The 19,649-nt window shown below is 73.4% G+C and carries 18 protein-coding genes and 1 riboswitch; of the genes, 9 read left to right on the forward strand and 9 right to left on the reverse strand.

The annotated features are described in order from the left end of the window. The first annotated feature begins 73 nt into the window (after window positions 1-73). The 4 genes from rlmN (at window position 74) to ACGF15_RS06210 (ending at window position 5,190) form a co-directional block, all read left to right on the forward strand. Window positions 74-1,180 carry a 23S rRNA (adenine(2503)-C(2))-methyltransferase RlmN gene (gene rlmN, locus ACGF15_RS06195; protein WP_392797018.1) on the forward strand — a complete coding sequence of 369 codons (1,107 nt, stop codon included), beginning with the start codon at window positions 74-76 and terminating at the stop codon, window positions 1,178-1,180. A 103-nt stretch (window positions 1,181-1,283) separates the two neighbouring features. Beyond that, a riboswitch (TPP riboswitch) is annotated at window positions 1,284-1,389 on the forward strand. After that, complete coding sequence (locus ACGF15_RS06200) at window positions 1,383-2,477, forward strand: thiamine ABC transporter substrate binding subunit (RefSeq protein ID WP_392797019.1); 1,095 nt, start codon at window positions 1,383-1,385, stop codon at window positions 2,475-2,477. It overlaps the preceding riboswitch by 7 nt. After that, window positions 2,453-4,162, forward strand: a complete 1,710-nt coding sequence (locus ACGF15_RS06205) for an ABC transporter permease (protein ID WP_392797020.1) — start codon at window positions 2,453-2,455, stop codon at window positions 4,160-4,162. Before ACGF15_RS06200 ends, ACGF15_RS06205 begins: the two co-directional genes overlap by 25 nt. After that, entirely contained in the window at window positions 4,162-5,190 is a 1,029-nt protein-coding gene (locus tag ACGF15_RS06210) for an ABC transporter ATP-binding protein (RefSeq protein ID WP_392797021.1), read from the forward strand. Before ACGF15_RS06205 ends, ACGF15_RS06210 begins: the two co-directional genes overlap by 1 nt. 52 nt (window positions 5,191-5,242) lie before the next feature. Here ACGF15_RS06210 and ACGF15_RS06215 read toward each other — a convergent pair whose 3' ends face one another. The 4 genes from ACGF15_RS06215 to ACGF15_RS06230 all read right to left on the reverse strand — a co-directional run bounded on the left by ACGF15_RS06215 (window position 5,243) and on the right by ACGF15_RS06230 (window position 9,273). After that, on the reverse strand, window positions 5,243-6,403 hold the full coding sequence (locus ACGF15_RS06215) for a hypothetical protein (protein WP_392797022.1): 1,161 nt from the start codon (window positions 6,401-6,403) through the stop codon (window positions 5,243-5,245). Next, window positions 6,385-7,113: an ABC transporter ATP-binding protein gene (locus ACGF15_RS06220; protein ID WP_392797023.1), complete on the reverse strand. Its 729-nt coding sequence runs from the start codon at window positions 7,111-7,113 to the stop codon at window positions 6,385-6,387. The genes ACGF15_RS06215 and ACGF15_RS06220 overlap by 19 nt, the downstream gene beginning before the upstream one ends. 274 nt (window positions 7,114-7,387) lie before the next feature. After that, window positions 7,388-8,776 (reverse strand): aspartate aminotransferase family protein, encoded by a 1,389-nt coding sequence (locus tag ACGF15_RS06225; protein WP_345614089.1) that lies wholly within the window; start codon window positions 8,774-8,776, stop codon window positions 7,388-7,390. Then, window positions 8,761-9,273: an Lrp/AsnC family transcriptional regulator gene (locus ACGF15_RS06230; protein ID WP_256522771.1), complete on the reverse strand. Its 513-nt coding sequence runs from the start codon at window positions 9,271-9,273 to the stop codon at window positions 8,761-8,763. The genes ACGF15_RS06225 and ACGF15_RS06230 overlap by 16 nt, the downstream gene beginning before the upstream one ends. Window positions 9,274-9,440: 167 nt before the next feature. Between ACGF15_RS06230 and ACGF15_RS06235 the strand changes: the two genes are divergently transcribed. Further along, window positions 9,441-10,880 carry a gamma-aminobutyraldehyde dehydrogenase gene (locus tag ACGF15_RS06235; protein ID WP_345614088.1) on the forward strand — a complete coding sequence of 480 codons (1,440 nt, stop codon included), beginning with the start codon at window positions 9,441-9,443 and terminating at the stop codon, window positions 10,878-10,880. A 107-nt stretch (window positions 10,881-10,987) separates the two neighbouring features. Here the strand turns inward: ACGF15_RS06235 and ACGF15_RS06240 are convergent, their stop codons facing one another. Continuing rightward, window positions 10,988-11,542, reverse strand: a complete 555-nt coding sequence (locus ACGF15_RS06240; RefSeq protein ID WP_345614087.1) for a TetR/AcrR family transcriptional regulator — start codon at window positions 11,540-11,542, stop codon at window positions 10,988-10,990. Then, window positions 11,539-11,901, reverse strand: a complete 363-nt coding sequence (locus tag ACGF15_RS06245) for a DUF1304 domain-containing protein (RefSeq protein WP_345614085.1) — start codon at window positions 11,899-11,901, stop codon at window positions 11,539-11,541. Before ACGF15_RS06245 ends, ACGF15_RS06240 begins: the two co-directional genes overlap by 4 nt. 172 nt (window positions 11,902-12,073) lie before the next feature. On the opposite strand from ACGF15_RS06245, the gene ACGF15_RS06250 reads away from it, so the two are divergent. Beyond that, the gene (locus ACGF15_RS06250) at window positions 12,074-13,234 is read left to right on the forward strand and encodes a spermidine/putrescine ABC transporter substrate-binding protein (protein ID WP_345614224.1); all 1,161 of its coding nucleotides are present in this window, start codon (window positions 12,074-12,076) and stop codon (window positions 13,232-13,234) included. Between the two features lie 186 nt (window positions 13,235-13,420). Here ACGF15_RS06250 and ACGF15_RS06255 read toward each other — a convergent pair whose 3' ends face one another. Both ACGF15_RS06255 and ACGF15_RS06260 read right to left on the reverse strand, forming a co-directional pair. Next, window positions 13,421-14,158, reverse strand: a complete 738-nt coding sequence (locus tag ACGF15_RS06255) for a glycerophosphodiester phosphodiesterase (protein WP_362607135.1) — start codon at window positions 14,156-14,158, stop codon at window positions 13,421-13,423. Further along, entirely contained in the window at window positions 14,155-15,180 is a 1,026-nt protein-coding gene (locus ACGF15_RS06260; RefSeq protein ID WP_392797024.1) for an adenosine deaminase, read from the reverse strand. The genes ACGF15_RS06255 and ACGF15_RS06260 overlap by 4 nt, the downstream gene beginning before the upstream one ends. A 111-nt stretch (window positions 15,181-15,291) precedes the next feature. Between ACGF15_RS06260 and ACGF15_RS06265 the strand changes: the two genes are divergently transcribed. Continuing rightward, window positions 15,292-15,993 carry a DUF4190 domain-containing protein gene (locus ACGF15_RS06265; protein ID WP_392797025.1) on the forward strand — a complete coding sequence of 234 codons (702 nt, stop codon included), beginning with the start codon at window positions 15,292-15,294 and terminating at the stop codon, window positions 15,991-15,993. A 94-nt stretch (window positions 15,994-16,087) separates the two neighbouring features. Here the strand turns inward: ACGF15_RS06265 and ACGF15_RS06270 are convergent, their stop codons facing one another. Next, the gene (locus tag ACGF15_RS06270) at window positions 16,088-16,633 is read right to left on the reverse strand and encodes an NADAR family protein (protein WP_345614081.1); all 546 of its coding nucleotides are present in this window, start codon (window positions 16,631-16,633) and stop codon (window positions 16,088-16,090) included. 175 nt (window positions 16,634-16,808) lie between these two features. On the opposite strand from ACGF15_RS06270, the gene ACGF15_RS06275 reads away from it, so the two are divergent. Both ACGF15_RS06275 and ACGF15_RS06280 read left to right on the forward strand, forming a co-directional pair. Then, the gene (locus ACGF15_RS06275) at window positions 16,809-18,326 is read left to right on the forward strand and encodes a gamma-aminobutyraldehyde dehydrogenase (RefSeq protein WP_345614080.1); all 1,518 of its coding nucleotides are present in this window, start codon (window positions 16,809-16,811) and stop codon (window positions 18,324-18,326) included. Window positions 18,327-18,397: 71 nt separating this feature from the next. Continuing rightward, window positions 18,398-19,645, forward strand: a complete 1,248-nt coding sequence (locus tag ACGF15_RS06280; RefSeq protein WP_362607142.1) for a spermidine/putrescine ABC transporter substrate-binding protein — start codon at window positions 18,398-18,400, stop codon at window positions 19,643-19,645. Window positions 19,646-19,649 lie beyond the last annotated feature (4 nt).

Raw genomic sequence — 19,649 nt, forward strand, 5'->3', positions numbered from 1 at the left:
GCCACCGTCAACCACCGCTCCCCAGACGGAGGCGCCAAGGTCAGCCGACTCCGTCTGCGACACTGGACGCACCATGCCCAAGCCAGGAGAACTGACCTTCGTCGCCCCCCGCGGAGCCAAGCAGCCGCCGCGGCACCTCGCCGACCTCACGCCCGCCGAGCGCAAGGAGGCCGTGGCCGCGGTCGGCGAGAAGCCGTTCCGCGCCAAGCAGCTGTCCCAGCACTACTTCGCGCGCTACGCCCACGACCCCGCGCAGTGGACGGACATCCCCGCCGCCGCCCGCGAGAAGCTCGCCGGTGAGCTGCTGCCCGAGCTGATGTCGGTCGTGCGCCACATCTCCTGCGACAGCGACACCACCCGCAAGACCCTGTGGCGGCTCCACGACGGCACTCTGGTGGAGTCGGTGCTGATGCGCTACCCGGACCGGGTCACCATGTGCATCTCCTCGCAGGCGGGCTGCGGGATGAACTGCCCCTTCTGCGCCACCGGGCAGGCGGGTCTGGACCGCAACCTGTCGACCGCGGAGATCGTGCACCAGATCGTCGACGGGATGCGCGCCCTGCGCGACGGCGAGGTCCCCGGCGGCCCGGCCCGGCTGTCCAACATCGTCTTCATGGGCATGGGCGAGCCGCTCGCCAACTACAAGCGGGTCGTCGGCGCCATCCGGCGCCTGACCGACGCGGAGCCGGACGGCCTCGGCCTGTCGCAGCGCGGCATCACGGTCTCCACCGTCGGCCTGGTCCCGGCCATGCTGCGCTTCGCCGACGAGGGCTTCAAGTGCCGTCTCGCGGTCTCCCTCCACGCGCCCGACGACGAACTGCGCGACACGCTCGTCCCGGTCAACACCCGCTGGAAGGTCCGCGAGGTGCTCGACGCCGCCTGGGAGTACGCGGAGAAGTCGGGCCGCCGCATCTCAATCGAGTACGCCCTCATCCGGGACATCAACGACCAGGCCTGGCGCGGCGACCTGCTCGGCCGCCTCCTCAAGGGACGGCGCGTCCATGTGAACCTGATCCCGCTCAACCCGACCCCCGGCTCCAAGTGGACGGCCTCGCGGCCCGAGGACGAGCGGGCGTTCGTGGCGGCGATCGCCGCCCACGGCGTGCCGGTCACCGTCCGGGACACCCGGGGCCAGGAGATCGACGGGGCCTGCGGCCAGCTGGCGGCGCAGGAGCGCTGACCGCCCCGGGCCGCGGCCTTTGCCGCCGCGGCCCGGACGGCCGGAATGCTCCGGGGCCATGGCTGGTACTGTGCCCCGTGCGATCGCACAAATGAACAGCACATCCTTCCGACAGGGGAGCGCACCACAGCGCTGAGAGTGCGGCACGGCCGCAGACCCTCGGACCTGATCCGGGTCATACCGGCGTAGGGAGTCAACCGTCATGAACAGCCAGCTTCGCCGTGCCGTCGGCACGGCCCTCGCCACCGCCCTCGGCGCCACCGCCCTCGCGGCCTGCGGCGGGGAGTCCGGCGGCTCCGGCGGCCAGGACGGCGGCGGGTCCACCGTCACCCTGGTCACCCACGATTCCTTCGCCGCCTCCGAAGAGGTGCTGAAGGAGTTCACCGAGCAGACCGGCTACACGGTCAAGGTCCTCAAGAGCGGCGACGCGGGCACCGCGCTCAACAAGGAGATCCTGACCAAGGGATCCCCCCAGGGCGACGTCTTCTTCGGCGTCGACAACACCCTCCTCTCCCGCGCGCTCGACAACGACCTCTTCACGCCCTACGAGGCGAAGGGGCTCGACCGGGTCGCCGCCGAGTTCCGGCTGGACGGCGAGAAGAAGCGCGTCACCCCGGTCGACACCGGCGACATCTGCGTGAACTACGACAGGGAGTTCTTCGCGGAGCGGAAGCTGGAGCCGCCCCGCACCTTCGCCGACCTCGCCGAGCCCGCCTACAAGGACATGCTGGTCGTGGAGAACGCGGCCACCTCCTCGCCCGGCCTGGGCTTCCTGCTCGGCACCGTCGGCGCCTTCGGCGAGGACGGCTGGCAGGACTACTGGAAGAAGCTGCGGGCCAACGGCGTCAAGGTGGTCGACGGCTGGGAGCAGGCGTACAACGAGGAGTTCTCCGGCTCGGCGGGCGGCAGGCAGTCCGGGGCCGAGCGGCCGCTCGTCGTCTCCTACGCCTCCAGCCCGCCCGTCGAGGTCCTGTACGCGGAGCCCCAGCCGGAGGAGGCGCCCACCGGCGTCGCGACCGGGACCTGCTTCCGCCAGATCGAGTTCGCGGGCCTCCTCGACGGCGCGAAGAACGAGAAGGGCGGCAAGGCCCTGATCGACTTCCTGGTCTCCACCGCCTTCCAGGAGGACATGCCGCTGAACATGTTCGTCCACCCGGTCGTGGCGGACGCGAAGCTGCCGGAGCTCTTCACCGAGCACGGTGTCGTGGTGGAGGAGCCCGCGACCGTCGCGCCCGCCACCATCGCCGACAAGCGGGAGCAGTGGGTCCGCGCGTGGTCCTCGCTCGTCCTGAAGTAGACGACTCCGCCCGCGCGGCGCCCCCCGGGGGGACGGCGCCGCGCGGGACGGCGGTCCGGTTCGCCCTGATGGCGGTGCCGGTCGCGTTCTTCGCCGTCTTCTTCGCCTACCCGGTCTCCGCCATCGTCGCCCGCGGCCTGCACCACGGCGGCGGCTGGGACCTGGGCCGCATCGTCGGGACCGCCACCCGCCCGGACATCCTGGGCGTGCTGTGGTTCACCACCTGGCAGGCGCTCGCCTCCACGGCCCTCACCCTGCTCCTCGCCCTCCCCGGCGCCTACGTCCTCGCCCGGCTGGACTTCCCCGGCAGGCGCCTGCTGCGGGCCGTCGTCACGGTGCCCTTCGTCCTGCCGACGGTCGTCGTGGGCGCGGCCTTCCTCGCCCTGGTGGGCCGCGGCGGCCTGCTGGACGACCTGTGGGGGGTGCGCCTGGACACGACCGTCTGGGCCATCCTGCTCGCGCACGTCTTCTTCAACTACGCGGTGGTCGTCCGCACGGTCGGCGGCCTGTGGGCGCAACTGGACCCGCGCCAGGAGGAGGCCGCGCGGATGCTCGGCGCGGGCCGCCTCGCCGCCTGGCGCAGCGTCACCCTGCCCGCCCTGGCGCCCTCCCTGGCGGCGGCCGCGCTGATGGTCTTCCTGTTCACCTTCACCTCCTTCGGCGTGGTCCAGATCCTCGGCGGGCCGACCTTCACCACCCTGGAGGTCGAGATCTACCGGCAGACCGCCGACCTCCTCGACCTGCCCACCGCCGCCGTCCTGACCCTCCTGCAGTTCGCCGCCGTGGGCACGGTCCTCGCGGTCCACGCCCGGATCGTCCGGCGCCGGGAGGCCGCGCTGCGCCTGGTGGACCCCGCGCACACCGCCCACCGCCCGCGGGGCGCCGCGCAGTGGCTGCTGCTGGGCGGCGTCGGAGCCACGGTGGCCGCGCTGCTGCTCGCCCCGCCGGCCGTCCTGGTGGAGCGGTCGCTGGACACCCCGCGCGGCTACGGCCTCGACTACTACCGGGCCCTGTTCGAAGTGGACTCCCGGGGCGGGTCCTTCCTCGTCCCGCCGATCGAGGCCGTGGGCAACTCCCTGGGGTACGCGCTCGCGGCGACGGCCGTCTCGGTCACCGTCGGCGGTCTCGCGGCGGCCGCCCTCACCCGCCGGGCGGGCCGGCTGGTCCGCGGCTTCGACGCGCTGCTGATGCTCCCGCTCGGGGTCTCGGCGGTCACCGTCGGCTTCGGCTTCCTGATCACGCTCGACGAGCCGCCGCTCGACCTGCGCACGTCCTGGATCCTGGTGCCGCTCGCGCAGGCGCTGGTGGGCATCCCCTTCGTGGTGCGCATCATGCTGCCGGTGCTCCGCGCCGTCGACGAACGGCTCCGGGAGGCCGCCGCCGTGCTGGGGGCCTCGCCGCTGCGTGCCTGGCGGGAGGTCGACCTCCCGCTGGTGCGCCGTGCCCTGCTGGTGGCGGCCGGATTCGCCTTCGCCGTCTCGCTCGGCGAGTTCGGGGCCACGGTGTTCATCGCCCGCCCGGACAACCCGACGCTGCCGGTGGCCGTCGCGCGGCTGCTGGGCCGGCCCGGGGAGCTCAACTACGGCCAGGCGATGGCCCTGGCCACCCTGCTGATGGCGGTCTGCGCGGCGGCGCTGCTGCTGCTCGAACGCTTCCGTCCCGACAAGACCTCCGGGGAGTTCTGATGGCGCTGCTGCGGCTGGAGGGCGTGGGCGTCCGCTTCGAGGGGAGGACGGCGCTGGACGGGGTGGACCTGGAGGTCCCGGAGCACCGCACGGTGTGCGTGCTGGGCCCCAGCGGGAGCGGGAAGTCGACGCTGCTGCGCGTGGTGGCGGGGCTGCAGCGCGCCGACCGCGGCCGGGTGCTGCTGGCCGGGGCCGACCAGGCGGGGGTGCCCCCGCACCGGCGCGGCGTGGGGCTGATGTTCCAGGACCACCAGCTCTTCCCACAGCGGGACGTCGCGGGCAACGTGGCCTTCGGGCTGCGGATGCGCGGGGCGGGGCGGGAGGAGCGGGACCGCCGGGTGGGGGAGTTGCTGGAGCTGGTCGGGCTGCCCGGGGCGCAGCGCCGCGCGGTGCCCACCCTCTCCGGCGGCGAGCAGCAGCGGGTGGCGCTGGCCAGGGCGCTCGCCCCGCAGCCGAAGCTGCTGATGCTGGACGAGCCCCTCGGGCAGCTGGACCGCGGCCTGCGCGAGCGGCTCGTCACCGAGCTGCGCGGACTCTTCGGCCGCCTGGGTACGACGGTGCTGGCCGTCACCCACGACCAGGGCGAGGCCTTCGCCCTCGCCGACCGGGTCGTGGTGATGCGGGACGGGCGGGTCGCCCAGAGCGGTACCCCGCTGGAGGTCTGGGGGCGTCCCGCGTCGCAGTTCGTGGCCCGCTTCCTCGGCTTCGACAACCTCGTGGACTGCACCGTCACGGGCACCCGGGCCGACACGCCCTGGGGCGCCGTGGAGGTCCCCGCCGGGGAGCCCCAGGGGGAGGGGACCCTGCTCGTGCGGCCCTCCGGTGTGCGCGTCGGCCCCGAGGGCGAGGGACTGGCGGCCACCGTCGAGGCGCGGACCTTCCGCGCGGGCCGGGTGGCCGTCCGCCTGCGGCCCGATACGGGCCCCGGACTGGAGGCCGACTGCGCCCTGGGCGAGGTGCCGCCGGAGGGCGCGCGGGTCGGGCTGCGGTTCGGTGCCGGGGAGACGGTGGTCCTGGACCGGGTCTAGAGGCGCTGCCCGGGGCGGCCGCCCGGCTCCGTGCCGCCCGTGCCCGCGGCCCTCAGAGGGCCAGCGGTGCCGCGGCCAGCACGGCGATCAGCCAGGTGACCGCACCGAAGACCAGCAGCAGGGCGCCCGCCCGCAGCGCGGCCGCCCGCCGCAGCGCCGCCACGGGGGTCCCCGCCCGCAGCAGCGCCGCGCGCAGGGTGCTCCGGGAGCGGCGGGCGTCGAGCAGCGCGGTGAGCAGGGCCGCACCGGTGCACGCGACGACCAGGGCGGCGCCGAGGACGCTGAGCGGCCCCCACTGCCGGGGCACGTCGCCGTAGACCGTCGCGGCGGCCAGCGCCCCGGAGGCCACCGCGCTCACCACGCCCAGCGGCCTGCCGATGCGCCGGGACTGCGTCATGAGGACCCGCCCGGCCAGCATCCGGGTGGCGCCCGGGCGGACCGCCTGAAGCAGCCGGCCGCAGAGGTGGGCGAGCGCCGGCCCGGCGAGCCACAGCCCCAGCGCCGTGAGCGCCCAGCCGGCGAGCACCCCGGAGGGATGCCCCTCGACGCGGCCGGGCAGCGGCAGTACCCGGCCGGAGGCGCCCCCGCTCGCATAGGTCTCCACCGCCAGTCCTGCGGCGACCAGGGCGATTCCCCAGGGCAGCCCGCCCGGGGCGTCCACCGGGGCCCCGTCCTCCTCGCTCCCCGCCACCGCCTCGGGCGCGCGGCCGGGCCGCAGCGCCAGGGCGGCGGCCGTGGACGCGGCAAGCGGGACGAGGGCGAGCAGCAGCAGGGCCGCGCCCAGCGGAAGCGATTCCCCCGCGGCGAGCAGTTCCGCGGCGGCCCCGTCGAAGGGCAGTCCGGTGAGGTCCCCGCGCAGATGGAGGAAGAAGAGCAGGGCCACCGAGCTGCCGAGCGTCGCCGAGACGGCCGTGGTCGTCGCGGCGGCCGCGGCCAGCCGGGCGGGGCCGAGGCCCACCGAGGACAGCCCCGGCCGCGGCCGGCTGCCGGGGTCGCTGCGGGCGGTCGCCACCGCGAAGTACACGGTGGCGGCCAGGGGCACCAGGCACCACAGCAGCCGCAGCACCGCGGCCCCCGACTCGGCGGGGTGGGACAGGGCGTAGGCCAGTGCGCACAGCAGCAGGAAGCCGACCCCGGCCGACGCGGCGGCCACCAGCAGGCGGCGCAGTTGGACGGCCGCGTGCCCGCCGCGGGCTAGACGGAGAGCGAGCACGCGGCGCGGCCCTCCGCTGCGGGGGTGGCGGTGCTGCCGGTGCGCCGGCCGTCGAGGATCGTCAGGACCCGGTCGGCCACGGCGGCGGTCTCCGGGTCGTGGGTGGCGAGCACCATGGTCATCCGGTGCGAGCGGGCGGCGGCCGTCACCGTGCGCAGCACGTGCGCGGCGTCGGCGCTGTGCAGCGCCGCGGTCGGCTCGTCGGCGAAGAGCACCGCGGGCTCGCCGACCAGGGCCCGGGCCACGGCGACGCGCTGCTGTTCCGACCGGACCAGGGCATGGGGCCGCTTGCGGGCCGCGTCCCCGATGTCGAGGCGCTCCATCCACTCCAGGGCCCCGGCCTTCGCGGTCCTGCGTGAGACGCCCCGGAGCAGCAGGGGGAGTGCGGCGTTCTCCCAGGCCGTGAGTTCGGGCACCAGGGCGGGCACCGGGTCGATCCAGCCGAACCGCTCATGGCGCAGGCGCTCGCGCCGGAGCGGGGGCAGGCTGTGCACGGGGGAGCTGTTGAACCACACCTCGCCCTGCTGGGGGACGAGCTGTCCGGAGAGGCACTGGAGGAGGGTGGTCTTCCCGCTGCCGCGGGGGCCGCACACGGCGAGGATCTCGCCCTCCCGGACGCCGAGCGACACGCCGGCCAGGGCCGGGGAGCCGCGGTGGGCGTGGTGCAGGGAGCGAGCCCAGATCACATCGTTGTCCGGCGGGGCCACCATCGTGTACTCCTCGCTGCTGATCGGATTTCCGGCCCCCCGTACGGGGGAACGAAGACCGGTCCGAAGGGTCACTGGGCACGGTAAGGACTCGTCGCCGGGGTGCAGGGAAGCACGCGGCCCGGGCGCCGCCCATCTCACTCGGATGGGGGCACCCGGGCCGTGTGCCGGGGAGCGCGGTGGGGTGGGGCCGGGCCGGGGAGGGGCCTTCCGGCCCCAGGAGGTGTCCGGCGAGGCGGCGGGGGCCGCGCCTCCGCCCGCGCGCCCGCCCGGGGGGTCACAGCTTGGTCCATGCCTCCGTGAGCACGCCGCGCAGGATCTGCTCGATCTCGTCGAAGGTCGACTGGTCGGAGATCAGCGGCGGCGCGAGCTGGACGACCGGGTCGCCGCGGTCGTCGGCGCGGCAGTAGAGCCCGGCGTCGAAGAGCGCCTTGGACAGGAAGCCGTACAGGACGCGCTCGGTCTCCTCCTCGTTGAAGGACTCCTTGGTGTTCTTGTCCTTGACCAGCTCGATGCCGTAGAAGTAGCCGTTGCCCCGGACGTCGCCGACGATCGGCAGGTCGTGGAGCTTCTCCAGGGTGGCGCGGAACGCGCCCTCGTTGTCGAGGACGTGCTGGTTCAGACCCTCCTTCTCGAACAGGTCGAGGTTGGCGAGGCCCACCGCGGCGGAGACGGGGTGGCCGCCGAAGGTGTAGCCGTGCAGGAAGGTGTTGTCGCCCTTGTAGAAGGGCTCGGCGAGGCGGTCCGAGACGATGCAGGCGCCGATGGGGGAGTAGCCCGAGGTCATGCCCTTGGCGCAGGTGATCATGTCGGGTACGTAGCCGAACTTGTCGCACGCGAAGGTGGTGCCGAGCCGGCCGAAGGCGCAGATGACCTCGTCGGAGACGAGCAGCACGTCGTACTGGTCGCAGATCTCGCGGACCCGCTGGAAGTACCCGGGCGGGGGCGGGAAGCAGCCGCCCGCGTTCTGCACCGGCTCCAGGAAGACCGCGGCCACGGTGTCGGGGCCCTCGAAGAGGATCTGCTGCTCGATCTGGTCGGCGGCCCAGCGGCCGAAGGCCTCCGGGTCCTCGCCGTGGAGCGGGGCGCGGTAGATGTTGGTGTTCGGCACCTTGTGGGCGCCGGGGACCAGCGGCTCGAAGGGGGCCTTGAGCCCGGGCAGGCCGGTGATCGACAGGGCGCCCTGCGGGGTGCCGTGGTACGCCACCGCACGGGAGATGACCTTGTACTTGGTCGGCTTGCCGATGAGCTTGAAGTACTGCTTGGCGAGCTTCCAGGCGGTCTCGACCGCCTCTCCGCCGCCGGTGGTGAAGAAGACCTTGTTCAGGTCGCCCGGGGCGGCGAGGGCCAGGCGCTCGGCGAGTTCGACGGCCTTGGGGTGGGCGTAGGACCAGACGGGGAAGAAGGCCAGCTCCTTCGCCTGCCGGGAGGCCGTCTCGGCGAGCTCGTGCCTGCCGTGACCGGCCTGGACCACGAACAGGCCGGCGAGGCCGTCGAGGTAGCGCTTGCCCTTGTCGTCGTAGATGTAGGTGCCCTCGCCGCGCACGATGGTGGGAACGGGGGCGTTCTCGTACGACGACATGCGGGTGAAGTGCATCCACAGGTGGTCGTAGGCGGACTTGGAGAGGTCGCTGCGGTCCTGGCTCACGGCTATCGGGTTCCCCACATGTAGGTCTGCTTCTTGAGCTTGAGGTAGACGAAGCTCTCGGTGGAGCGCACGCCGGGGAGCGCGCGGATCCGCTTGTTGATCACTTCGAGCAGGTGGTCGTCGTCCTCGCAGACGATCTCGACCATCAGATCGAACGAGCCCGCGGTCATGACCACGTACTCGCACTCGGCCATCGCCGTCAGCGCGTCGGCGACGTGGTCGAGGTCCCCCTCGACCTTGATGCCGACCATCGCCTGCCGGCGCAGGCCCACGGTGAGCGGGTCGGTGACGGCGACGATCTGCATCACGCCCTGTTCGAGCAGCTTCTGGACGCGCTGCCGTACGGCCGCCTCGGACAGGCCGACGGCCTTGCCTATCGCGGCGTACGGACGGCGACCGTCCTCCTGGAGCTGTTCGATGATCGCGAGGGACACGGAGTCGATCGTCGGCGACGACGCGCTGCCGGTCCCGTTCCTGGAATCTGCGCTACGGCTGGCCACGGACTCACTTTGCACCGGGACTCGTTGGTCTGGCAAGCCCCGACCGATGAAATTCGTTGTGAACGGCTTTCAATCTCACCGAATCCGAAGTTGTGGGGGGTCGGGCCTGTTGAAAACGTCGACCCTCCGATTAGGGTGGTGGTGTCTCACCCATCGGACATCTGACAGGAGGGGTGGCAACAGTGACCACCGAGCTGCGTCGTCTGCGCAACTACATCAACGGGGAGTTCAAGGACGCCGCCGACGGCCGCACCATCGACGTCGTCAACCCGGTCACCGGAGAGGCCTACGCGACCTCCCCGCTGTCCGGCCAGGCCGACGTCGACGCGGCCATGGACGCTGCGGCAGCCGCCTTCCCCGCCTGGCGCGACACCACGCCCGCGGAGCGCCAGAAGGTGCTCCTGAAGATCGCGGACGCCTTCGAGGAGCGGGCCGAGGAGCTGATCGAGGCCGAGTCGGAGAACACCGGCAAGCCGCTCGGGCTCACCCGCACCGAGGAGATCCCGCCGATGGTGGACCAGATCCGCTTCTTCGCGGGCGCCGCACGGCTGCTGGAAGGCCGCTCCGCGGGCGAGTACATGGAGGGGCTGACCTCCATCGTCCGCCGCGAGCCGGTGGGCGTGTGCGCGCAGGTCGCCCCGTGGAACTACCCGATGATGATGGCGGTGTGGAAGTTCGCCCCGGCCATGGCCGCCGGCAACACCGTGGTGCTCAAGCCCTCCGACACCACCCCGGCCTCGACGGTCCTCATGGCCGAGATCATCGGGGCCATCGCCCCCAAGGGCGTCTTCAACGTGGTGTGCGGCGACCGCGACACCGGCCGCATGATGGTCGAGCACCCGACGCCCGCGATGGCCTCCATCACCGGCTCGGTCCGCGCGGGCATGCAGGTCGCCGCCTCGGCCGCCAAGGACGTCAAGCGCGTGCACCTGGAGCTCGGCGGCAAGGCGCCGGTCGTGGTGTTCGAGGACACCGACATCGCCAAGGCCGTCGAGGACATCTCGGTGGCCGGGTTCTTCAACGCCGGGCAGGACTGCACGGCCGCCACCCGCGTCCTGGTCCACGAGTCGATCCACGACGAGTTCGTCTCGGCGCTCGCCAAGGCCGCGTCCGAGACGAAGACCGGCGCCCCCGACGACGAGGACGTGCTGTACGGCCCGCTGAACAACGCCAACCAGCTCGCCCAGGTGTCCGGCTTCATCGACCGCCTCCCGGCGCACGCCAAGGTGGAGGCCGGCGGCCGGCGGGTCGGCGACAAGGGCTACTTCTACGCCCCGACGGTGGTCTCCGGCCTCAAGCAGGACGACGAGATCATCCAGAACGAGGTCTTCGGCCCCGTGATCACCGTGCAGTCCTTCACCGACGAGGCGCAGGCCGTCACCTGGGCGAACGACGTGGACTACGCGCTGGCCTCCTCGGTCTGGACCAAGGACCACGCGCGGGCGATGCGCCTGTCCAAGGCGCTGGACTTCGGGTGCGTGTGGATCAACACCCACATCCCGCTGGTGGCGGAGATGCCGCACGGAGGCTTCAAGAAGTCCGGCTACGGCAAGGACCTCTCGGGCTACGGCTTCGAGGACTACACCCGCATCAAGCACGTGATGACCTCGCTCGACGCCTGAGGCGCGACCGCCGCGAAGGGGCGGGTCCGGGGTCGGCGCACCCCGGGCCCGCCCCTTCGCGTCACCGGCCCTCCCGGCGCGTTCCGCCCGCGGTCGGGGCGGGCGCGTCAGGGCAGGGGCGTGCGGTGCAGGGAGATCAGCAGGCGCCAGGTGAGCCGGGCCATCTCCTCGGGACCCCGGTCCGGGTCCCCGTGGAGCCAGTCCGCCAGCAGCCCGGTGAAGGCCGCCGCCACCGCCGAGGCCACCACCTCGGGGGCAGGTGCGCCCGCCAGCTCCCGCTCGCGCCGGCTGCGGGCCCGCAGCTCCCGGTGGAGCAGCTCGCCGAGGGGCCCTCCGCCGCCCTCCCGGAGCAGCGCCCGGTGCAGCGGGGCCTGCAGGTGCAGCTCGCGGAAGAACTCCATGAGAGGCCCGGGCGGCGCCCCGGGGTCGGGCGTCCCGCGCCATGCGTGCAGCGCGTCGACCGCCTCCCGCACGACCTGTGCGCAGGCGTCGACGGCGAGGGCCTCCAGATCCGGGTAGTGGAGGTAGAACGTGGCGCGGCCGACCCCCGCGCGGCGCACGACCGCGGCGACGCTGACCTCCGCCAGCGGCTGCTCGGCGCACTCCCCGAGCAGTGCCGCCCGCAGCCGGGTGCGGGTGCGCTCGGCCCGTGCGTCGCTCACCGGGCCGCCAGCACCGCGGCGAGGGCGACCGCGCCGGGCAGCGCCTGCGCGACGAGGATGCGCCGGTTGGCGGTCAGGCCCCCGTAGACACCGGCCACCACCACGCAGGTCAGGAAGAACACCTGTACCCGGTGGCCGGTGGGGTCGGCCGCGACGAGGCCCCACACCAGCCCGGCGGCCAGGAATCCGTTGTACAGGCCCTGGTTGGCGGCCAGCGGCGCCGTGGCGCGGGCCATGGCCGGGTCGAACCCGGAGAGCGAGCGGCCGGGGCCGCGCTCCCACAGGAACATCTCCAGCACCAGGATCCAGGCGTGCAGTGCGGCGACCAGGCCGACGAGCACCTGCGCGATGACGGTCACGGGACTCCCTTTCATGGACAGGTGTCCAACAATACTGGACACCTGTCCAAGTCGGCAGGGGGAGATCGACACCTCGACCGCCGTGCGCGGGCAGGGGTCGACGCAGCGTCCATTGCCCGCCGCGCCCGCCGGGCGCCATCCTGCGGGCGTGACGGCGACCCGGAAGCACCTCCTGTCCCGCCGGTCCCTCCTCGGCGCCCTCGGCGCGGGAGGCACCGGCCTCGCACTGTCCGCCTGCGGGGTGCCGCCGGCCCGGGTGGCTCCCGGGGACCGCGCCCGCACCGACCTCTCCGAGGCCGAGCCCCGCGTGGACTTCGCCAACTGGCCGCTCTACGTCGACGTCGACGAGGACACCTCCCGGCGCCCCACCCTCGACGCCTTCACCCGCCGCACCGGGATCTCCGTCCGCTACCGCGAGGAGATCAACGACAACGACGAGTTCTTCGGCAAGATCGGCCCGTCGCTGATCAACCGCCAGGAGACCGGCCGGGACCTCGTCGTGGTCAGCGACTGGATGGCCGCCCGCTTCGTCCGGCTCGGCTGGGTGCAGGAGATGGACCGCGCCCGGCAGCCCAACGTGGCGCGCCACCTCGACCCGCAGCTGCTGGACCCGGCCTTCGACGAGGGCCGGCGCAGCAGCGTCCCCTGGCAGAGCGGCATCACGGGCATCGCCTACGACCGCCGCCGGCTCGGCCGGGAGATCCGCGCCACCGCCGACCTCTGGGCGGACGACCTGCGCGGCAGGGTCACGCTGCTGTCCGGTCTCGACGAGGCGTTCGGGATGCTGATGCAGGGCGACGGCGTGGACATCACCCGCTGGCGCGCCGACGACTTCCACCGGATGTGCGAGCACGTCGAGGAGCTGGTGGACCGCCGTCACATCCGGCGCTTCACCGGCAACGACTACATCAAGGACCTCGCCTCGGGCGACGTCCTCGCCTGTCAGGCGTACTCCGGCGACGTCATCCAACTCCAGGCGGACAACCCGGACATCGCCTTCGTCGTGCCCGAGGAGGGCGGCGAGCTGTGGTCCGAGAGCCTGCTGATCCCCAACCGGGCCCGCCACAAGGCCAACGCCGAGCGCCTGGTCGACCACTACTACGACCCGGAGACCGCCGCCGCACTGGCCGCCTGGGTCAACTACGTCTGCCCGGTGCCCGCCGCGCGCGAGGTGCTGGCCTCCTCCGGCGACGAGGAGACCGCCGCGCTCGCCGAGGACCCGCTGATCTTCCCGGACGCGGCCATGCGCGCCCGGCTGGCCATCGCCCGGGACATCACCCCGCGCGAGCGCAGGGAGCTGGCGCGGCGGTGGAACACCATGGTGGGGCTGTGAGCCGCCGGCGGCGGCGCGCCCGCGGGAGGCCCGGGCGCACGGGCCGCCCCGCGGCGCCCACGAGGACGGGAGCCATGGGCCGCTCGCCCCGGCCGCACACGCGGGGGCCTGGAGGCCCGGGTCCGCCCCGGGCGCTCCCGCCCGGCGGGCCGCGAGGGGAGCGGGCCGGGGCCCGCCCGCCTCCGCTCAGCCCCGGCGCCCCCCGTCGAGCACCCCGCGCAGGACGTCCGGCCGGTTCGTGGTGACGGAGTCCACCCCGCAGCCCACCAGCCGGCGCATGGAGCGCCGGGTGTCGGCCGTCCAGGCCGACACCAGCAGGCCCTGGGCGTGCACCCGTTCCACCAGCTCCGGCCCGAGCAGCCCGAAGCGGTAGTTCAGCAGCCGCGGGCGGACCGCCTCCAGCACCACGGGCCGGGGCGGGGCCAGGGTCGTCCAGGTGAGCGAGATCTCCGCCTCGGGGTCCGCGGCCCGGACCGCCAGCATCGCGGAGGTGCCCGCGCAGTAGGCGACGCTGTCCTCGGCCCCGGCCTCGCGTACCGCGCCCACCACCGTCCGGGCGGTGCGGCCGTCGATCTCGCCGGGCAGGTCCAGCAGCAGCCGCCGCCCGTCCGCCGCCTCCAGCGCCTCCGGCAGGGTGGGCACGCCGCCGCCCGTCAGCTCCCGGAGTTCGGCGGCGGTCAGCCGGGCAAGGGTCCGCTCATGGCCCCACAGCCGTTCCAGCGTGGCGTCGTGCAGCAGCACCGGCACCCGGTCCCGGGTGAGCCGCACGTCCACCTCGACCTGGTCCGCGCCCCGCTCGAAGGCCGCCTGGAGCGACGGGAGGGTGTTCTCCCGGAAGCGGTAGGGGTCGCCGCGGTGGCCGACGACGGTGACCTGCCGCTTCTCGTCCCCGGTGTCCCACGGGGTCCGGGCCGCCGCCCTCACCGGGCGAGCCAGGCGGTCGTGTAGGCGTCGATCTCGGCGGCGATGCGCGCCTTGCCCCCCGGGTCGAGGAAGGACGCCTCCACCGCGTTCTTCGCCAGCTCGGCCACCCCCCGCTCGTCGAGGCCGAGGAGCCGGGCGGCCACCGCGTACTCGGAGTTGAGGTCGGTGCCGAACATGGGCGGGTCGTCGCTGTTGACCGTCACGAGCACACCCGCCGCGACCATCTCGCGGATCGGGTGCCGCTCGAGGTCGTCCACCGCGCGGGTGGCGATGTTGGACGTGGGGCACACCTCCAGCGGGATGCGGTGCTCCGCGAGGTGGGCCAGCAGGGAGGCGTCCCGCACCGAGCTGGTGCCGTGCCCGATGCGCTCGGCGCCCAGCTCCTTCAGGGCGTCCCACACCGTCTCCGGCCCGGTGGTCTCCCCGGCGTGCGGCACGGAGTGCAGTCCGGCGGCCCGGGCGCGGTCGAAGTACGGCTTGAACTGCGGGCGGGGGACGCCGATCTCCGGCCCGCCGAGACCGAAGGAGACCAGCCCCTCGGGCCGGAGGTCCACCGCCAGGCGCGCGGTCTCCTCGGCCGCCTCCAGTCCCGCCTCGCCGGGGATGTCGAAGCACCAGCGCAGCACGACGCCGAGGTCCTGCTCCGCCGCCGTGCGGGCGTCCTCGATGGCCGCCATGAAGGACTTCTCCTCGATCCCGCGCCGCGTGGAGCTGAACGGTGTGACGGTCAGCTCGGCGTACCGGATGTTCTGCCGGGCCATGTCGCGGGCCACCTCGTAGGTGAGCAGCCGTACGTCGTCCGGGGTGCGCACCAGGTCCACGACCGAGAGGTAGACCTCGATGAAGTGGGCGAAGTCGGTGAAGGTGAAGTACTCGGCCAGTGCCTCCGGGTCCTGGGGCACCGCGGAGTCCGGGTGGCGCGCGGCGAGTTCGGACACGATCCGGGGCGAGGCGGACCCGACATGGTGGACATGCAGCTCCGCCTTGGGCAATCCCGCGATGAAGGGGTGCAGATCGGCCATCGGGTACCTCCGTGTGACGTGCGGCGCTGCTTGTCCGGGGATCATCGTAGGCGGCCGGGGTGCGCGCGGACCGAGGCCGTAGCATGGCCGGATCACCAATGGGGGAGAGGAATGTCTGACAATCAGGACCCCGCGGGCGCACCGCAGCCGCACGACCCCTGGGCGCCGCCGTCCGGGGCGGAGGCCCGCGGCCGGGTGCCCCTGGACAAGCCCGGGGCGACGCCCCCGCCCTCGGGCGTGCACGACCAGCCCACCGTCACCGGTATGCCGGGAGCGGGCGAGCCCGGGTCGGTGCCGGCGCCCCCGCCGGCACCCGGCGGCTACGGCTACCCCGGCGGCGGCGCCGTGCCTCCGCCGCCCTCCGCGGCGGCCCCGGGCGGCTTCGGCGCGCCGCCCGGGGACCCCTACGGAGGGACGGGCGCCCCGGGCTATCCGGCGCCCTACGCCCAGCCCGCCGGGGTCTGGGCACCGCAGCCCGCCAACGGCCTCGGCATCACCGCGATGGTGCTCGGCATCGTGTCGATCCCGCTGTTCTGCGTGTACGGCGTCGTGAGCATCGTCCTCGGCATCCTCGGCGTGATCTTCGGCGTCCTCGGTCGCAAGCGGGCCCAGCGCGGCGAGGCCACCAACGGCGGGATGGCGCTGGCGGGGATCATCACCGGAGCCGTGGGCATCGTCCTCGGCATCCTGATGATCATCCTGGTCGCCTGGGGCATCACCACCGCGATCAACGAGGAGCGGTACGGCGACGACACCGACGGCTGGGACTCCGGCCCCTACTCGAACCACCTGGTCGTCGACGACCGCGGCTGAACCGACGCCGCGTACGGGGCGGGGCCCTCCGGAGGGAGCGCCCCGCCCCGCACGCGTTCCGGGCCCTCGCGCTGCAGGGCCCGGCGGCCGCCTCCTACCGGCGCCGCAACTCCTCACGGGCCTCCATCAGGGCGAAGCCCAGCAGGTTGAGCCCGGGCCACCGCGCCGGGTCCTCGCAGCGCTCGTCGTCGGCCGCCACGCCGATGCCCCAGATCCGGTCCACCGGACTGGCCTCGACCAGCACGCGCTCGCCCGTGCCCAGCAGGAACTCCCGAAGCCCGGCGTCCTGCCCGAACTTGTGCACACCGCCCTCGCGCACGATGCCCGAGCGCGCCCGCCGCCACACCGCCTCGTCGAAGCCGCGGACCCTCCTGCCCGCCTCCTTCGCGGCGGCCGGGTGGGCCGCCGCCAGCACCGCCCGCTCGCCCTCGGCATCCTCGAAGAGCCGGGCCTTGGCGGCCATCATCCAGTGCTCGGCGGTGGCGTAGCGCACCCCCGCGACCTCGAAGGGCGACGGCCACCACTGGCTGAGGCATCCGGGCCCGAGAGTGCCGTCCCGGCGTGGCGCATGGCCCCAGAACGGCAGGTACTTGATTCGCTGTCCCGTGGCGGCACGCCTGACCAACTCGTCCTTCCCCATACACGGGAGTCTGGCAGCCGCCACGGACACTGCGTACGGGGATCCGGTCACGGAATCGACAACTGGTCGACCGATTCCGTCGCGTAATCAAAAGGCAACAACGGAATCCCTTGTTGCATGGGTCACTCTCTGCCAGGATCGGCACTCACATCGAGCTGGAACAACGGAGAGCGTCATGGGCAATCCCGACCGGGTGCAGGACCGCTTCGCCGCCGGTGCGCAGTACATCGCCGGACGGCTGCGCCCCGGCACCTCCGGGCGGACACAGGACGTCGTCGACCCCGCCACGGGCGAGACGCTGTACCGCTACGAACTCGCCGGCCCCGCCGACGTCGACGCGGCCGTCCGTGCGGCGCGCACCGCCCTGCCGGAGTGGGCCGCGGCGAGCCCGGGCGAGCGCTCGGACGCCCTCCACCGCTTCGCCGCCGTCCTCGCGGACCGGTCCGAGGAACTCGCGCACACCGAGACCCTCCAGTGCGGCAAGCCGATCAAGCTCAGCCGGGAGTTCGACGTCCCGGGCACCGTGGACAACACCGCCTTCTTCGCCGGTGCCGCACGCCACCTCCAGGGCCAGTCGGCCGGCGAGTACAGCCCCGACCACACGTCCTACGTGCGCAGGGAGCCCATCGGCGCCGTCGGGTCGATCGCCCCCTGGAACTACCCGCTCCAGATGGCCGCCTGGAAGATCCTCCCGGCGGTCGCCGCGGGGAACACCATCGTCCTCAAGCCCGCCGAGATCACCCCCCTGACCTCGCTCCTCTTCGCGGAGGCCGCCTCCGCGGCGGGTGTCCCGGACGGCGTCGTCAACATCGTCAGCGGCGCGGGCCGGGACGCGGGAGAACACCTCGTCGGCCACCCCGACATCGCCATGACCTCCTTCACCGGATCCACCGCCGTCGGCCGTCGCGTCGCCGAACTGGCGACCGCCGGCGTCAAGCGCCTCCACCTGGAGCTGGGAGGGAAGGCCCCGTTCCTGGTCTTCGACGACGCCGACCTCCAGGCCGCGGCCCACGGAGCCGTGGCCGGCTCGCTGATCAACTCCGGCCAGGACTGCACCGCCGCCACCCGCGCCTATGTGCAGCGCCCCCTGTACGAGGCCTTCGTCTCCGCCGTCGCCGACCTGATGGCCACCGTGCGCCTCGGCGACCCGCTCGACCCCGCCACCGACCTCGGCCCGCTGGTCTCCCACGCGCACCGCGGGCGGGTGGCCGGCTTCGTGGAGCGCGCCCGCGGCTACGCCACCGTGGTCACCGGCGGCGAGGCCCCCGGCGGCGACCTCGCCCGCGGCGCCTACTACCGCCCCACCCTGATCACGGGAGCCGCGCAGGACAGCGAGGTCGTCCGCTCCGAGATCTTCGGACCGGTCCTCGTGGTGCTGCCCTTCGACACCGACGACGAGGGGATCGCCCTCGCCAACGACACCCCCTACGGCCTCGCGGCCTCCGCCTGGAGCCGCGACGTCTACCGCGCGGGCCGTGCCACCCGCGAGATCCAGGCGGGCTGCGTCTGGGTCAACGACCACATTCCGATCCTCAGCGAGATGCCGCACGGCGGCTACAAGGCCTCGGGCTACGGCAAGGACATGTCGGCGTACTCCTTCGAGGAGTACACGCAGGTCAAGCACGTGATGTACGACAACACCGCGGTGGCCAGGAAGGACTGGCACCGCACCGTCTTCGGGGACCGACCGTAACGAAGCACCGGACGCCGCCGCGAGGGACCAGCCCGCGGCGGGCGGCCGACCCACCCGAAAGGGCAAGCGCCATGGAGCAGTACCAGCCCGAACGCCTCTCGGCGGCCCAGATCGCCGCGATGCGGCGCAGCATGGCCAACGGCCGGGGCGCCCTCTCCCGCCGTTCCCTGCTGCGCGCGACGGGCCTCGGCGCGCTCACCGCCGGCGGCGCCGGCCTGCTGAGCGCATGCGGCATCCCGCCCGCCAAACGGGAGGCCGGGTCCGCCGAGTCGGACGACCGCTCGGACAGCGAGAAGCGCCTGACCTTCTCCAACTGGACCGAGTACATGGACATCAGCGACGACGGCAGGACCCGGCCGACGCTGGCCGAGTTCACCAGGCGCACCGGCATCGCCGTGAAGTACACCGAGGACATCAACGACAACGTCGAGTTCTTCGGCAAGATCCAGCCGCAGCTCGCCGCAGGCCAGGACACCGGCCGGGACCTCATCAACGTCACCGACTGGCTGGCCGCCCGCATGATCCGGCTCGGCTGGGTGCAGAAGCTCGACCCCTCGCTGCTCCCGCACGCCTACGCCAACCTGGCCCCGCAGTTCCGCAGCCCCGACTGGGACCCGGGCCGCGCCTACAGCTACCCGTGGACCGGCATCCCCGCCGTCATCGCCTACAACATCAAGGCCACCGGGGGCCGCCAGGTCACCTCCGTCTCGCAACTCCTCGACGACCCCCGGCTCAGCGGCCGGGTGAGCCTGCTCACCGAGATGCGCGACACCGTCGGACTGACCCTGCTCGACATGGGCAAGGACCCGGGCAAGGTCACCGACGCGGACTACGACGCGGCGCTCGCCCGGCTGCAGAAGGCCGTGGACCGCAAGCAGATCCGCCGGTTCACCGGCAACGACTACACCTCTGACCTCGACAAGGGCGACATCGCGGCCTGCGTCGCCTGGGCCGGGGACCTGATCCAGCTCCAGGTGGACAACCCCGACATCCGCTACGCGGTCCCCGAGGCGGGCTACATGACCGCCACCGACAACCTGCTCGTCCCCGCCCAGGCGCGGCACAAGGCCAACGCCACCCGCCTGATCGACTACTACTACGAGCTGCCCGTCGCGGCGCAGCTCGCCGCCTACATCAACTACGTCACCCCGGTCGCCGGCGTGGGCCCCGAGCTCGCCAAGATCGACCCGGAGCTGGCGAGCAACCCGCTGATCCTCCCGGACGAGGCCATGGCGGCCAAGTCCCACTCCTTCCGCTCGCTCTCCAGCGAGGAGGAGACGGCGTACGAGGAGAAGTTCGCCGGGCTCATCGGAGCCTGACCCG

This window comes from Streptomyces sp. NPDC048001 (assembly GCF_043203115.1).
GTDB classification, from domain to species: domain Bacteria; phylum Actinomycetota; class Actinomycetes; order Streptomycetales; family Streptomycetaceae; genus Streptomyces; species Streptomyces sanyensis.

Excerpts from the sequence above, each read along its gene's own strand:
- ACGF15_RS06270 (WP_345614081.1), bottom strand. The coding sequence starts at position 16,633 with ATGGGGAAGGACGAGTTGGTCAGGCGTGCCGCCACGGGACAGCGAATC.
- ACGF15_RS06265 (WP_392797025.1), top strand. The coding sequence starts at position 15,292 with ATGTCTGACAATCAGGACCCCGCGGGCGCACCGCAGCCGCACGACCCC.
- ACGF15_RS06280 (WP_362607142.1), top strand. The coding sequence starts at position 18,398 with ATGGAGCAGTACCAGCCCGAACGCCTCTCGGCGGCCCAGATCGCCGCG.
- ACGF15_RS06275 (WP_345614080.1), top strand. The coding sequence starts at position 16,809 with ATGGGCAATCCCGACCGGGTGCAGGACCGCTTCGCCGCCGGTGCGCAG.
- ACGF15_RS06220 (WP_392797023.1), bottom strand. The coding sequence starts at position 7,113 with ATGGTGGCCCCGCCGGACAACGATGTGATCTGGGCTCGCTCCCTGCAC.
- rlmN (WP_392797018.1), top strand. The coding sequence starts at position 74 with ATGCCCAAGCCAGGAGAACTGACCTTCGTCGCCCCCCGCGGAGCCAAG.
- ACGF15_RS06200 (WP_392797019.1), top strand. The coding sequence starts at position 1,383 with ATGAACAGCCAGCTTCGCCGTGCCGTCGGCACGGCCCTCGCCACCGCC.
- ACGF15_RS06210 (WP_392797021.1), top strand. The coding sequence starts at position 4,162 with ATGGCGCTGCTGCGGCTGGAGGGCGTGGGCGTCCGCTTCGAGGGGAGG.
- ACGF15_RS06260 (WP_392797024.1), bottom strand. The coding sequence starts at position 15,180 with ATGGCCGATCTGCACCCCTTCATCGCGGGATTGCCCAAGGCGGAGCTG.